This is a genomic window from Planctomonas sp. JC2975 (genome assembly GCF_012985205.1).
Lineage (GTDB): Bacteria > Actinomycetota > Actinomycetes > Actinomycetales > Microbacteriaceae > Humibacter.
In genome coordinates, this window is the sequence record NZ_JABEKS010000001.1 from 2,609,215 (window position 1) to 2,622,720 (window position 13,506).

Annotated in this window: 13 protein-coding genes; 6 read left to right on the forward strand and 7 right to left on the reverse strand. The window is 66.7% G+C overall.

What is annotated here, in order from left to right:
• Positions 1-70: 70 nt before the first annotated feature.
• The 6 genes from dnaB to rpsF all read right to left on the reverse strand — a co-directional run bounded on the left by dnaB (position 71) and on the right by rpsF (position 4,034).
• Entirely contained in the window at positions 71-1,444 is a 1,374-nt protein-coding gene (gene dnaB / locus HII28_RS11905) for a replicative DNA helicase (RefSeq protein WP_170025584.1), read from the reverse strand.
• Positions 1,445-1,955: 511 nt separating this feature from the next.
• Complete coding sequence (locus tag HII28_RS11910; protein WP_170025585.1) at positions 1,956-2,162, reverse strand: hypothetical protein; 207 nt, start codon at positions 2,160-2,162, stop codon at positions 1,956-1,958.
• 150 nt (positions 2,163-2,312) lie between these two features.
• On the reverse strand, positions 2,313-2,765 hold the full coding sequence (gene rplI / locus HII28_RS11915) for a 50S ribosomal protein L9 (protein WP_170025586.1): 453 nt from the start codon (positions 2,763-2,765) through the stop codon (positions 2,313-2,315).
• 11 nt (positions 2,766-2,776) lie between these two features.
• Positions 2,777-3,040, reverse strand: a complete 264-nt coding sequence (gene rpsR, locus HII28_RS11920; RefSeq protein WP_170025587.1) for a 30S ribosomal protein S18 — start codon at positions 3,038-3,040, stop codon at positions 2,777-2,779.
• Positions 3,041-3,172: 132 nt separating this feature from the next.
• Positions 3,173-3,667 (reverse strand): single-stranded DNA-binding protein, encoded by a 495-nt coding sequence (locus HII28_RS11925; protein ID WP_170025588.1) that lies wholly within the window; start codon positions 3,665-3,667, stop codon positions 3,173-3,175.
• Positions 3,668-3,671: 4 nt separating this feature from the next.
• The gene (gene rpsF / locus HII28_RS11930; protein ID WP_170025589.1) at positions 3,672-4,034 is read right to left on the reverse strand and encodes a 30S ribosomal protein S6; all 363 of its coding nucleotides are present in this window, start codon (positions 4,032-4,034) and stop codon (positions 3,672-3,674) included.
• A gap of 279 nt (positions 4,035-4,313) precedes the next feature.
• Here rpsF and HII28_RS11935 point away from each other — a divergent pair, with 279 nt between their 5' ends.
• On the forward strand, positions 4,314-5,528 hold the full coding sequence (locus HII28_RS11935; protein ID WP_170025590.1) for a glycosyltransferase: 1,215 nt from the start codon (positions 4,314-4,316) through the stop codon (positions 5,526-5,528).
• Positions 5,510-6,262, forward strand: coding sequence for a PIG-L family deacetylase (locus tag HII28_RS11940; protein ID WP_170025591.1), 753 nt, complete (start codon positions 5,510-5,512; stop codon positions 6,260-6,262). The genes HII28_RS11935 and HII28_RS11940 overlap by 19 nt, the downstream gene beginning before the upstream one ends.
• Before the next feature lie 4 nt (positions 6,263-6,266).
• On the opposite strand, the gene HII28_RS11945 is transcribed toward HII28_RS11940, so the two are convergent.
• Positions 6,267-7,700: a CCA tRNA nucleotidyltransferase gene (locus tag HII28_RS11945; protein WP_170025592.1), complete on the reverse strand. Its 1,434-nt coding sequence runs from the start codon at positions 7,698-7,700 to the stop codon at positions 6,267-6,269.
• 251 nt (positions 7,701-7,951) lie between these two features.
• Between HII28_RS11945 and HII28_RS11950 the strand changes: the two genes are divergently transcribed.
• From HII28_RS11950 to trxA, 4 genes are all read left to right on the forward strand, one after another.
• Complete coding sequence (locus HII28_RS11950) at positions 7,952-10,282, forward strand: DUF6049 family protein (protein ID WP_170025593.1); 2,331 nt, start codon at positions 7,952-7,954, stop codon at positions 10,280-10,282.
• Positions 10,275-11,888, forward strand: a complete 1,614-nt coding sequence (gene murJ, locus HII28_RS11955; RefSeq protein ID WP_170025594.1) for a murein biosynthesis integral membrane protein MurJ — start codon at positions 10,275-10,277, stop codon at positions 11,886-11,888. Before HII28_RS11950 ends, murJ begins: the two co-directional genes overlap by 8 nt.
• Before the next feature lie 166 nt (positions 11,889-12,054).
• Positions 12,055-13,011 carry a thioredoxin-disulfide reductase gene (gene trxB, locus HII28_RS11960; RefSeq protein WP_170025595.1) on the forward strand — a complete coding sequence of 319 codons (957 nt, stop codon included), beginning with the start codon at positions 12,055-12,057 and terminating at the stop codon, positions 13,009-13,011.
• A 55-nt stretch (positions 13,012-13,066) separates the two neighbouring features.
• Positions 13,067-13,393, forward strand: coding sequence for a thioredoxin (gene trxA, locus HII28_RS11965; RefSeq protein ID WP_170025596.1), 327 nt, complete (start codon positions 13,067-13,069; stop codon positions 13,391-13,393).
• Positions 13,394-13,506: the final 113 nt, after the last annotated feature.

Below are 13,506 nucleotides of genomic sequence, written 5' to 3' on the forward strand. Positions count from 1 at the left end.
CGCTTGGGTAGATGAAGAGGTTTCGCGAACGGGTGCGAGGCACGGACACCGTTGGAACGGCTCACTCCCCCTACATCGAAGCCATATCCGCGAACCGCGAGAAGTGCCCCTGGAACGCGACGGTCACGGTCCGCGTCGGGCCGTTGCGGTGTTTGGCCACGATGAGGTCGGCCTCGCCCGCCCGCGGGTTGTCCTTCTCGTAGGCGCTTTCGCGATGCAGCAGGATGACGACATCGGCGTCCTGCTCGATCGACCCCGACTCGCGCAGGTCGCTGAGCGCGGGCAGCTTGTCGGCACGCTGCTCGGGTCCACGGTTCAGCTGGGAGAGCGCAACGACGGGGACCTGCAGTTCCTTCGCGAGCAGCTTGAGCGCACGCGAGAACTCGCTGACCTCCTGTTGGCGACTCTCGACGCGCTTGCCGCTCGTCATCAGCTGCAGGTAGTCGATGACGACCATCCGGAGGCCGACGCGCTGCTTGAGCCGACGGCACTTCGCACGGATCTCGACGAGCGTCATGTTCGGGCTGTCGTCGATGTACAGGGGAGCGTCGTTGATGCGTCCGCGGGTCGAAGCGATCGTGGTCCAGTCGCGCTGGTCGACCGTGCCCTTGCGCATGTTCTGAAGCGGAACGGATGCCTCGGCCGACAGCAGACGCATCGCGATCTCGCTCCGCCCCATCTCGAGCGAGAAGAAGATGGTCGGCAGATCGTGATGGATGGCGGCGGCCCGGGCGAAGTCCAGCGCCAGCGTCGACTTACCGAGTGCGGGTCGCGCGGCGACGATCACCATCTGCCCCGGATGCAACCCGTTGGTGAGTTCGTCGAGGTCGGCGAATCCGGTCGGCACGCCCGTCATGCTGCCGTCTTTGTGCTTCGCTGCCTCGATCTCGTCGATGGCAGCGGTGACGGCATCCGTCAGTGGGATGTAGTCCTCTGTTTCCTGATGACCGGTCACCGAGTAGATCTCGGCTTGGGCCTCGTTGACGAGGTCGAGCACCTCGCCCTCGCCGTTGTATCCCATCTGCGTGATGCGGGTGCCCGCCTCGACGAGGCGACGCAGCAATGCTCGCTCGGCCACGATCTCGGCGTAGTAGCCGGCGTTGGCCGCTGTCGGCACCAGGCTCGTGAGGGAATGCAGGTACTCGGGACCGCCCGCCCGGCTCAGATCGCCGGTCTTGCTCAGCTCGTCGGTGACGGCGATCACGTCAGTGGGTTCGCCGCGTGAGTAGAGCGAAAGGATCGCCTCGAAGACGACCTCGTGCTTCGGGATGTAGAAGTCGCCACCGCGCACGGTCTCGACGACATCCGCAACGGCATCCTTGCTCAGGAGCATTCCGCCGAGAGCGCTCTGCTCGGCGAGCAGGTCATGCGGAGGCGTGCGCTCCGTCGATCGACGTTCGGGTTCGGGTCCGCCATCGGCAAGACCCAGGTGAGCGATCGACACCCAGACCTCCTGTTATCCCCCCGGTGCCGGCCCAATGCCGGCTCTACCTCTTCGACTTCGCGCTCGGAGCGGATCCACCGCTCATCACGTCGCGTTCCTTGTGGGCACAACGCATCAGCGGTGTCCTCCAGCAGTGCTCTTCAACGGTCTCAGTCACCCCCGACAAAGACCCTCGAATCGCGCTCGGCACCCCATCGCCTGCAACGCTGACCCACCCTAGGGAAGCCTCTCCGCACAGCACAACTCAGCCTGTGGATAACTCTGGGGACAATCTGCGTGAAACGCCGACGGCTGTGTGCACAAGGTGTGAGGAATTCTGGGGATAACCAAGAAAGTTCACCGCGTTTATGCTGCCTGACCAGGTAAATAGTTATCCCGGCCCTGTGTGTAAAAACTCGTCGAATCCTGTGGCAAGCGCACGTCACGACACTCCCGACATGTGGACAAAGCTTGCGGAAAGTGAGGCGAGGTGTTAGCTCACGACGGGTCGGCGGCCGACGTCCCAGAGTGCTCAGAAGAGCGTCGACTCGACGTTCGGCATCCGCTCTTCCATGTTGCGTAAGGCATGCAACGGATCGCTACATGCGGCCTTGCATACCCGGGTACCAGCGGCACCGCCGCGCGCTGTGCGGGTGCCCATGAAACCGTCCGGACATCCGATGTTTCCCGGCTGGCAATGTGGCTTGGCAATCGGATCGGAGTTCGGTTCGGCGATCATCAGCTGCCACCCTCACGGGTGCTCGGCCGGAAGTCCGGGTCCGCCTTCCGACGAATCCAGCCGCCGCACGGCCGGAGCGCCGCCAGCCGCACACGCGAAACGGGCCGCACCCAGAAGAGGATGCGGCCCGTTTCGCGAGAAGAGCGACGCCTACTTCGCGGCGACCACCTGAAGGGTGATCGTTGCGTTGATGTCGTCGCGCAGCTTGATGGTCGCCTCGTGCGTTCCGACCGACTTGATCGGCGCGGCGATCTCGATCTTGCGCTTGTCGACGGCACCGATACCGGCGGCCTCGACGGCGGCGGCGATGTCGGCCGGCTTCACCGAACCGAACAGACGGCCCTCGGCGCCGGCCTTGACGGTGAGCTTCACCTTCGTGGCCTGCAGCTTCGCCTTGAGGTCCTGAGCCTCTTCGATCGTCGCGTGCTCGCGAGCGGCACGTGCCGAACGGATCTGCTCGACCTGCTTCTCGCCACCACGGGTCCACGCGATCGCGAAGCCCTGCGGGATGAGGTAGTTGCGGGCGTAGCCGTTCTTGACCTCGACGACGTCACCGGCCGAACCGAGGCCGGAGACCTCGTGAGTCAGAATGAGTTTCGACATGGGGGTGACTCCTAACGGCCCGAGCCGGCGTACGGCAGCAGGGCCATCTCGCGGGCGTTCTTGACGGCCTTCGCGATGAGGCGCTGCTCCTGCACGGAGACACCGGTGATACGACGGGCACGGATCTTGCCGCGCTCGGAGATGAACTTGCGCAGGGTGGCGACGTCTTTGTAATCGATGACGCCGACGCGGACGGTCTTCGCCGGAGCAGCGTTCTTCCCGTCCTTACCCTTGCGGATCGGCTTGCGGCGGTCGCCGCTCGACTTTCCAGCCATGGTTTTTCCTTCGGATGATGCGGATGCCCGTGCTCAGGCATCCGCGGAATGCTTGTTATCGCGGCTCGCGCCGCTCGGCTCAATCGCTTCGGCGATGCAAGCACGCTTGCGTCGCACTCGGCTCAATCGCCTCTAAAAGGGGGTCTCGTCGCTGTAGTTGCCCGGCGTGTTCCACACGTCGGAGCTCGAGTCGGACCCGGTGGACGGCGCCCACTGGTCGTCGTTCGACGGCGCACTGCCTACGCGGCCGCCACCTCCCGACGACTGAGCGCGCGTGACGGACGCGGTGGCGTAACGCAGCGACGGCCCGATCTCATCGATCTCGAGCTCGATCGACGTGCGTCGCTCGCCTTCCTTCGTCTCGTACGAGCGCTGCTTGAGCCGCCCGGTTGCGATGACCCTGGAACCCTTGGTCAGTGATCCCGCAACGTGCTCGGCGAAATCACGCCAGACGCTTGCACGCAGGAACAGAGCCTCGCCATCCTTCCACTCGTTTGCCGCACGGTCGAAGGTGCGCGGAGTGGATGCGATGGTGAAGTTGGCAACGGCCAGCCCGTTCTGCGTGTAACGCAGCTCCGGGTCGGCGGTGAGGTTGCCCACCACGGTGATGATGGTCTCGCCTGCCATCGGACTAGGCGCCTGCCTTGTCGGCCTTGCGGGCCGCCTTCTCGTCGGCACGCTTCGCAGCGGCGGCGACCTGGGCGATGGCTTCCTCGGCACGCAGCACCTTGGTGCGCATGACGGCCTCGGAAAGGTTCAGCTGGCGGTCGAGCTCCTGCGTGGACGCGGACTCAGCAGTGAAGTCGACGACGGCGTAGATGCCCTCTGACTTCTTGTTGATTTCGTAAGCCAGGCGGCGCTTGCCCCAGATGTCGACCTTGTCGATGGTTCCACCATCCGTGCGGATGACGTTGAGGAACTTGTCAAGGCTGGGAGCAACGGTGCGCTCATCGATCTCCGGATCGAGGATGACCATCAACTCGTACTGATGCATGACTAACCCACCTCCTCTGGACTAGAACGGCTGCAGTATTTCTGCAGCAGGAGGGTTGTGCATCGTGTCCACCCCGCACGAGCGGGTGCCCGGAGGGCAGACAACCTGTAAATAGTACCGGAATAGGTACGGACCAGCCAATTCGCCGCTGCCACCGCGTTTGTTCGGTGCCTAGAGGTTTCACGTCAACCGACCGCCGCGACGGCGGTCGGCGTCACGGCGAAGGCCAGAAATGGCGTTCGCTCCTAGCTCCAGCGCGCCGCTCCGTAGGCTGGCCCCATGCCCCACACGTCTCTGAGCATCGCTGTCGTCGCGCTGCACACATCGCCCTTCGCCGCGCCAGGGTCCGGCGACGTCGGCGGCATGAACGTGCTGGTGCGGGCGACGGCCGAGCGGATGGCATCCGAGGGGCATCACGTCGAGGTGATCACGCGACGCTTCACGCCGGACCTTCCCGCCGTCAGCACGCGGCCGTCCGGAGTGGTGCTGCGTCTCATCGACGCCGGACCCGCCACTCTGCGACCGAAGGGCGAGCAGGAGGCGTTCGTCGCGGCGTTCCGTCGGGGGCTGGATGACGTCGGCGACATCGACATCGTGCACTCGCACCACTGGCTCGCCGGCATGGCAGGGCTTCCGTTCGCTCGCGACCGTCGCGTGCCCCACGTGCAGAGTTTCCACAGCATCGCGGCGCATCCGTCGACCGCGTTGAGCGAGGGGGAGCGGCCGGAGTCGGCCGGGCGACTCTCCGGTGAGGAATGGCTGGCCACAGAGTCCGACGCCATCGTCGCCGTCAGTCATGCCGAGGAGCACACGATCGCCGCGAGGCTCGGCGCCGATCCGGAGCGGGTCCACGTCGTGCTTCCCGGGGTGGATGCCACTCTCTTCCACCGCGCGCCCCGCACGGTCGATCCGCGTCCCTACGTCGTCACCGCCGCTCGCATCGAGCCGCTGAAGGGCCTCGACCTCGCCATCAGCACGATCGCGGCCATCCCGACCGAACGGCGGCCGGATCTCGTCATCGCCGGCGGCCCGACGGATGGCTATGAATCCCATGTCGACGAGCTGCACGCTCTTGCGGCCGATCTGGGCGTGACGGATCGCGTGCGCTTCGTCGGCCCGCTCTCTCGCGAGGATCTCGCTGAACTGTTCGCGCACGCATCCGCCGTGCTCGTGCCGTCGCACTCCGAGACGTACGGGCTCGTCGCGCTCGAGGCGGAGGCGAGCGGTGTTCCCGTGCTGGCGTCGGCATCCGGCGGTCTGCTCGAGGCCGTGAGCCAACGCGCGGCTGCGCTGCTGCCGACGAGGGACCCGCTGGAGTGGGCGCGACGGCTGACGGAGCTGCTCGACGATGACATCCTGTGGAACTCGCTGTCGGCGGCCGGCCTCCGCTTCGCCCACGAGCGCACCTGGGACCGCACCGTGCACGAGACGATCGGGGTCTACCGTGATCTGCTGGGCCGCGCCGCTCACGAGTCGTGGCGGAACTGCGCGTGAATCCGTTCGCGGGCGTGCGGTCTGTGCTCTTCGTGCACGCCCATCCCGACGACGAGACGCTGTCGTCGGGCGGCCTGATCCTGTGGCTCGTCGAGCGTGGCATCCGGGTCGCGCTGCTCACCGCGACGCGCGGCGAACGCGGAGGGGTCGTGCCCGAGTTGCAGGCCGAGATCGGCGACGATCCCGACGTTCTTACGCGCATCCGACTGGGCGAACTGGAGCGCGCCGTGCGGTCGTTGGGCATCGCCGATGCCTTCTTCTTGGGCGACCCTCCTGCACGCGCCGACCACCGGCCACCGAGGCGGTACAGCGACTCCGGGATGCGCTGGGTCACCCCAACGCTCGCGGGTCCCGTCGACGACGCCCCGGCCGCGGCCCTCACCCTGGCGCCCGAGTCCGAGATCGTTGCGGACATCGCTGCGCTCATCCGCCACCTGACTCCGGACCTCGTCGTCAGCTACGACGACCAGGGCGGATACGGACATCCGGACCACCGAGCCATTCGCGCGGCCGCACTCGCGGCCAGCAAACAGGAGGGCGTGCCGTTCGCCGAGCTCAGTGCACCCGATGCGACTGACGCCTACGTCGTCGACGCCGATGACCGTCTGGACGCGATCGCTGATGCCCTCCGCGCCCACGCCACGCAGGTCACGGTCGACGGCACCCACGTTGTGCACTCCGGCGGCCAGCGCGAGCCGATCGTCACGTCGTTCGGCGTCCGCCTCGTCGGGTAACCGACTATGCCGGTGACTGCCCGGCCCACCACTCGCGGAGCCGGCGTTCCACCTCGTCGTGCGGCAGCGGACCCTCGTCCAGCCGCAGGTCGAGCAGGAACTTCATGGCCTTGCCGACCTCGGGTCCCGGCTTCAGTCCGAGTATCTGCATGACCGCTGTGCCGTCGAGGTCCGGACGCACGGCATCCAGCTCCTCCTGCTCCTTGAGCTCGGCGATGCGCGTCTCGAGATCGTCGTAGGCGAAGCCAAGACGATCGGCCTTGCGGCGGTTGCGGGTGGTGACGTCGGCGCGGGTCAGCTCGTGCAGGCGCTCGAGCTGGTCGCCGGCATCCCGCACGTAGCGGCGAACAGCGGAATCGGTCCAGGCGCCGTCGGCGTAGCCGAAGAAGCGCAGGTGCAGCTCGATGAGGCGGGCGACGGCGTCCACGGTGTCGTTGTCGAAGCGGAGGGCGCGCAGCCGCTTGCGGGCCAGCTTGGCGCCGACGACATCGTGGTGGTGGAAACTCACCACACCGGCGGCCTCGAGTCGCCGTGTTGCCGGCTTGCCGATGTCGTGCAGCAGGGCGGCGAGGCGCAGCACCACGTCGGGCGCCTCACCCGGATGCCGCTCCCGCTCGTACCCGATCGCCTGGTCGAGCACGGTGAGCGTGTGCCGGTAGACGTCCTTGTGGTGGTGGTGCTCATCGATCTCCAGGCGCAGCGCAGGCAGCTCGGGCAGAACCCGCTCGGCCAGCCCGGTCTCGACGAGCAACTCGAGCCCGGGCCGCGGGTCGTCGCTGGCGAGCAGCTTCACGAGCTCGTCGCGGATCCGCTCGGCACTGATGATCTCGATGCGGTCCGCCATGGCCGTCATCGCTGCGACGGTGTCGTCACTGACGGCGAATCCGAGCTGGGATGCGAAGCGCGCCGCCCGCAGCATGCGCAGCGGATCGTCACCGAAGGAGATCTCGGGCGTGATCGGCGTGCGGAGCATATGCGCGACGAGATCGTCGACGCCGTCGGACGGATCGACGAGCACGACCTCCGGCACACGAAGCGCGAGTGCGTTCACTGTGAAGTCGCGACGGATCAGATCGCCATCGAGGCTGTCCCCGAACTCCACTTCCGGCTTCCGCGTCGACCCGTCGTAGCTGTCCGCCCGATAGGTCGTGATCTCCACGGTGTCGTCGCCGATTCGGGCCCCGATCGTGCCGAACTGGCGGCCGATGTCCCACCAGGCATCCGCCAACGGCTTCACGATCTCGATCGTGCGCTCCGGGCGTGCATCCGTCGTGAAGTCGAGGTCGTGCACGTCACGGCCGAGCAGGGCGTCGCGCACCGGTCCGCCGACGAGGGCCAGCTCATGGCCCGCCTCGGCGAACGCCGTGGCGAGGCGCGAGACGGTACGGGACTCCGCTGTTTCGCGCAGGCGCGCGAGGGACTCGGCGACGCTCTGCATAGTGGTCGCCAGTCTACCGGCGGCCGGAAGCGCATCCGGCGGCCCATCACCGGTAGGGCCGATACCGGAGAAACCGATGCTCGCTGCAAGGTAGGTAACAGATGCTTGTGAGCCCGCGGCATCCGCCGCTCCTTCCCCGGATTCGGTCGCCTTCGTCCCCGTACAATTGCCGTCATGCTCCCCGTCGAACCCTGCGCTGCCGCATGCGGCTGAGTCGCAGACCCCGGGGATTCCGCCGGAGCGCGCTGTGGATGGCGTGCGCGGCCGTCGTGCTGACGGCGCTCGCGCCGACGGCCGCTCAGCCGGCCCATGCTGCGACCGCGCTGAACTCCGACGCCGGTGCCGCCGCGGTCTCCTTGTACGCCGGCAACGCCGGCACGGAATCGTCCGGCGAGTCCGTGACCGTCACCGTCAGCATCGGCAACTCGTCGTCGAATGTGGTCGGACCGGGCACCGCGACGATCTCCCTGACCGAGAAGCCGCTGGCCACGAGGGACTCGCTGAACGCCTGGCTCAAGCCGGACGGCGACCACGCCTCGACCAGGGTCATCGCGACGACACCGACTCAGGGGGTTACGGCCGGCACCAACCAACGCGTCGCCACGGTCACGATCCCGGCCGCTGCCGTCGGGTTGAGCGGACCCACGGCCGTCTACGGACTGCAGGCGACGGTGACGTCCTCGGGCGGAACCGTCGGCACCGGTTACTCCACCCTCGCCTACGTCGGAGACGGCGTGCAGCAATCGGTCGGACTCGCCATCGCGATGCCCATCACGGTGCCGCCCACCTCATCCGGCCTCATCGCTGCTGACGATCTGGCGACCTATACGGCGCCCGACGGCCTGCTCACCCGTCAGCTCGAGGTCGCGAGGGATCATCCCTCGATCGCCATCGCGATCGACCCGATGATCATCGCGTCCATCCGGGTGTACGGCAGTTCCGCGCCGGCCAGCGCGCAGAACTGGCTCAACGAGCTCGACAACACGCTGAGCAACGACTCGTTCCCGCTGCAATACGGCGATGCGGATGTCGCCAGCCAGCTCCAATCCGGCATCACCTCGCTGCTCAGCCCGACGTCGTTCGGCTATGCCATGGATCCGAGGAACTTCCCCGCGCCGCTCGAGGTGGGCGAGACGCCGCAACCCACTCCGACGACCGGCACGAACCCGTTCGTGACCCCCACGCCGACAGCCACGCAGCCGACGTCGAACGTGCCGACGACCGCGCAACTCCTGTCCTGGCCGTACACGTACAGCGGAATCGCATGGCCGGCGGACGCCAGCCTGCGCACCAGCGACGTCGAGGCGCTGGCGAAGAGCGGATACCAGTCGACGATCATCTCGGGATCCAACACCAACCAGACGTCGCTCTCTACCACGCCGAACGCACCGCTGCCGGTCAAGGGCGGCACTGCACTCGTCACCGACCAGGGCGTGAGCACTGCGTTGCGGGCCGTGGTCTCGGCCGCCACCACGGACGAGCAGAACGCAGCCCTCGCGTCCGTGTCCGCGCAGCTGGCCGAGATCGGCGAGCACAACAGCGGCGGCGTCATCCTGGCCGGACTCGATCGGGACTGGCCGACGAACGCCGCCGACACGACTCGCGCTCTGTCGTCCGTCTTCTCGCTGCCCTGGGTGACCACCTCATCGCTGCATGACGCGCTCGCGGCTCCGGCGAGCGACGGACTCGAGCTCACGGATGTCACGCAAGACGGCACCCGCACCGCCGGCGTGCAGACTCTCAGCAGCGCCGCCGGCCGCCTGGATGCCTTCTCCACCGTGCTCACGGATCCCACGGTGCTCACCGGCCGCACTCGCAACCAGCTCCTGTCGCTGCTCGGCGTCGGATGGCGCCAGCCGGACAACAACTGGGGTGCGGCCGTCGCGGAGTTCCAGAAACAGGCGAGTGACACCGTCGCATCCGTCCAGATCGAGCCGACGGGCAAGATCACGGTGGCGAGCGCGCAGAGCCTGATCCCCGTCACGGTCACGAACAAGTTCAGCCTGCCGGTGAACATCGTGCTCACGGCAACGCCGTCGAACGGGCGCCTCGACGTCGAATCCGACACGGCCAAGACGATTCCCGCTGCCACCAGCAGCACCGTCGCGGGCAGCGCGAAAGTCCTGGTGCCGGTCAAGGCGCGACTCGGGAACGGCAGCGTCAAGCTCGGCCTGCAGCTCTACAGTCCGACCGGGCTGCCGATCGGGTCGCCGCAGACGTCATCCATCGAGGTCCATGCCGACTGGGAGGGCCTCGGTGCGCTGATCCTCGGCATCGCCGTCGTGCTGTTCTTCGGTTTCGGACTGACCCGCAGCATCGTGCGCCGGGTGAGGTCGCGCGGCAAGCCGGCCGATGCCGGCGACAGCGAACCGCTCTCCGACGGAACCACGGCGACGGATGACCCCGCCCACGATCCGGAAGGAACCCCCGACGCAGATGCAGTCACCGCAGAACCTTCCTCCGACGGATCCGCGGGCGACTCGCCCGGAAGCAGCGCAGCCGGAAGCCAGGACGCTGCGCCACAGGACGCCGGATCCGGAGAATCCGCCGTCGGCACCGGAGACGGAACGCCGCGTGGCTAGCGTCGGCCGCGCGAGCGCGATGCTCGCCTCGGGGACGATGGTGTCCCGCGTACTCGGGTTCGTGCGCTCCTGGGTGCTGATCCAGGCGATCGGCGTCATCGCCGTGGGTGCGAATGCTTACGGCACCGCCACCCAAGTGCCGAACAGCATCTACGCGATCATCGCGCAGGGCCTCCTGTCCGCCATCCTTGTGCCGCAGATCGTGCGTGCATCGGTGCATGCGGATGGCGGCAAGGCCTACATCAACAAGCTGGTGACGCTCGGGATACTCATCTTCGCCGGAGTCGCGATCGTCGCCACTCTGATGGCGCCATGGCTTGCGCAGCTGTTCGGCGCCCGCGGAGACTTCGCGGGCCTGGTCACGGCCTTCGCCTACTGGTCACTGCCGCAGATCTTCTTCCTCGGTCTCTACACGCTTCTCGGTGAGGTGCTGAACGCACGCAAATCGTTCGGTCCGTTCACCTGGGCGCCGGTCTTCAACAACGTCGTGAGCATCGCAATGCTGCTCGTGTTCATCCTCGTCTTCGGCACCCAGGCGCAGCACCCGCGGCCGCACGCCACGGCTTGGACGCCAGGCATGATCGCGCTGCTCGGCGGTGGCGCCACGCTTGGCATTGCGGTGCAAGCGCTCGTGCTGTTCTTCTTCTGGCGGAAGGTCGGACTGAAGTTCCGCTTCGACTTCAAGTGGCGCGGAGTCGACCTTGGCACCGCCGGCAAGGCCGCGGGCTGGACGTTCGCCATGCTGCTGCTCACCCAGCTGGCGGCTGTCATCGAAACGAACGTCGCCAACACCGTCGGTGACAGCAACCACTTCGCGTCCGTCGCAGCGATGACGCAGTCCTGGCTCATTTTCATGCTGCCGCACTCGATCATCGCGGTGTCCATCGTCACCGCCTTCTACACACGGATGGCTGAGCACGCTCGCGAGGGCGACATCACCTCGTTCCGTACCGACTTCTCAACGGCAACACGTTCGATTTCGGCTCTGATCAGCTTTTTCTCGGTCGCGATCATCGTTGCCGCGTATCCGATCGCACGCGTCTTCACTGAGGATTACAGCCAAATGGGCAACGTGCTGATTGGATACGCGGCCGGTCTCGTGCCGTTCTGCATCCTTTTCGTCATCCAGCGAGCCTTCTACTCCCTTGGCGACACCCGTACGCCGTTCCTCTTCACACTCGCCCAGGTCGTCGTCGTCATCGCCGGCGTGCTGCTCTGCCTGTTGGCCGATCCGCAGTATCGCGCGATGTCCATCGCCTTCGCGGTCTCCGCCGCAGGAACCGTGCAGGCGATCATCGCCGCCTTCCTATTGCGTAGGCGCGTGCGTGGCTTCGATGGGCGCCGAATCTTCCGGGGTCTGTGGCGATTCCTTCTTTCGGCACTCGTCGCTGGCGGGGCAGGCTTCCTCGTGCTCTTCCTCCTGGGCGGATACACGAGCGGGTTCGCTGTCCACGGCATCATCACCTCTGTGCTCTCGATCGCCGCCGTGGGCGTGGTCATGCTCGCCGTCTACGCAGGAATGCTGCGGCTGCTCCGAACCCAGGAGTTCGGTGCCGCCTGGGCCATGGTCCAGGGCCGCCTTCCGCGACGTTCTGGGCGTTCGTGAGCGGAGCACCTTCTGGGCGCGGGGGTGCCTCAGGGGGCGCGGAATAGCATCCGCCTACACTGTGTTTCACACGTAGCAAGCGCTGGACCAGTGAGTCTGACGCTGGCACGCAGAGGGTGAACCGTCTCAGGCGGTTGCTCCCGGCGCAGTACAACGAGGAGAGCACGTGCGGCAGATCATCATCATCGGTTCCGGCCCTGCCGGTTACACCGCGGCAATCTACGCGGCCCGCGCCAATCTGGAGCCGCTCGTCATCGCCAGTTCCGTCGAGGCGGGCGGTGAGTTGATGAACACCACAGAGGTGGAGAACTTCCCGGGATTCCCAGACGGCATCATGGGACCCGACCTGATGGCGAAGCTGCAGGTGCAAGCCGAGAAGTTCGGCGCCGAGGTGCTGTACGACGACGTCGTATCGCTCGAGCTCTCCGAGGAGATCAAGAAGGTCACCGTCGGAAGCGGCGAGACGTTCGAGGCCAAGACGGTGATCTTCGCGACCGGATCCGCGTACCGCAAGCTCGGGCTTCCCGAGGAGGAGCACCTCTCCGGTCACGGCCTGTCGTGGTGCGCGACGTGCGACGGATTCTTCTTCCGCGAGAAGACCATCGCGGTCGTCGGCGGAGGAGACTCAGCCGTCGAGGAGGCCACGTTCCTCACACGCTTCGCGTCGAAGGTCTACGTGATCCACCGCCGCGACCAACTGCGTGCATCCAAGATCATGCAGGATCGCGCGTTCGAGAACGACAAGATCGAGTTCGTTTGGAACAGCGAGGTCGTCTCGATCAACGGTGACGGCGCTGTCGACGGCGTGACGCTGCGCGACACGGTCACGGGGGAGCAGCGTGTGCTGCCCCTCGACGGACTCTTCGTCGCCATCGGCAACGACCCTCGCACGCACTTGGTGCACGGCCAGCTCGATCTCACCGGCGAAGGGACCATCGCCGTCGCCGGTCGTAGCTCGAAGACCAACCTCGAGGGTGTTTTCGCCGCGGGCGACGTTGTCGATCCGACCTACCGTCAGGCCGTCACCGCCGCAGCGAGCGGAACCGTCGCCGCCCTGGACGCCGAGCATTACCTGGCCGCCCTCGAGCAGGCCGAACACGAGGCGCTGACCCTCGCGAACTGACTCTTCGGATGCCGCGCAGCGGCTTCCCGAATCCAGACCCTATAGAAGGAGAACAATGTCCACCGCCAAGTCCGTCACCGACGCCTCGTTTCAGCAGGACGTCCTCGACAGCGAGAAGACCATCCTGGTCGACTTCTGGGCCGAGTGGTGCGGTCCGTGTCGCGCGGTCGCGCCGATCCTCGACCAGATCGCCGCTGAGCACGGCGACAAGATCGAGATCGTCAAGCTGAACGTCGACGAGAACCCGCAGACCGCTTTCAAGTACCAGATCACGTCGATCCCGGCACTGAAGGTCTACCAGGGCGGAGAGGTCGTCAAGACCGTCATCGGCGCCAAGCCGAAGCCCGCCCTCGAAGCCGACCTGGCCGCCTACATCTCGTAGTCGGTCGCAGGCTCGCACGCCCGCCCGGCATACGCCGGGCGGGCGTTTTCTATCTCCGGCCCTCTCGCGGATCATCGGCCGCACAGTACCGCTCGTCGAGCCCGTCGAAGCCA

Bases quoted from the DNA above. Each gene is read 5' to 3' on its own strand.
- HII28_RS11910 (WP_170025585.1), bottom strand. From the start codon at position 2,162: ATGATCGCCGAACCGAACTCCGATCCGATTGCCAAGCCACATTGCCAG.
- rplI (WP_170025586.1), bottom strand. From the start codon at position 2,765: ATGTCGAAACTCATTCTGACTCACGAGGTCTCCGGCCTCGGTTCGGCC.
- rpsR (WP_170025587.1), bottom strand. From the start codon at position 3,040: ATGGCTGGAAAGTCGAGCGGCGACCGCCGCAAGCCGATCCGCAAGGGT.
- HII28_RS11925 (WP_170025588.1), bottom strand. From the start codon at position 3,667: ATGGCAGGCGAGACCATCATCACCGTGGTGGGCAACCTCACCGCCGAC.
- rpsF (WP_170025589.1), bottom strand. From the start codon at position 4,034: ATGCATCAGTACGAGTTGATGGTCATCCTCGATCCGGAGATCGATGAG.
- HII28_RS11935 (WP_170025590.1), top strand. From the start codon at position 4,314: ATGCCCCACACGTCTCTGAGCATCGCTGTCGTCGCGCTGCACACATCG.
- HII28_RS11945 (WP_170025592.1), bottom strand. From the start codon at position 7,700: ATGCAGAGCGTCGCCGAGTCCCTCGCGCGCCTGCGCGAAACAGCGGAG.
- HII28_RS11950 (WP_170025593.1), top strand. From the start codon at position 7,952: ATGGCGTGCGCGGCCGTCGTGCTGACGGCGCTCGCGCCGACGGCCGCT.
- trxA (WP_170025596.1), top strand. From the start codon at position 13,067: ATGTCCACCGCCAAGTCCGTCACCGACGCCTCGTTTCAGCAGGACGTC.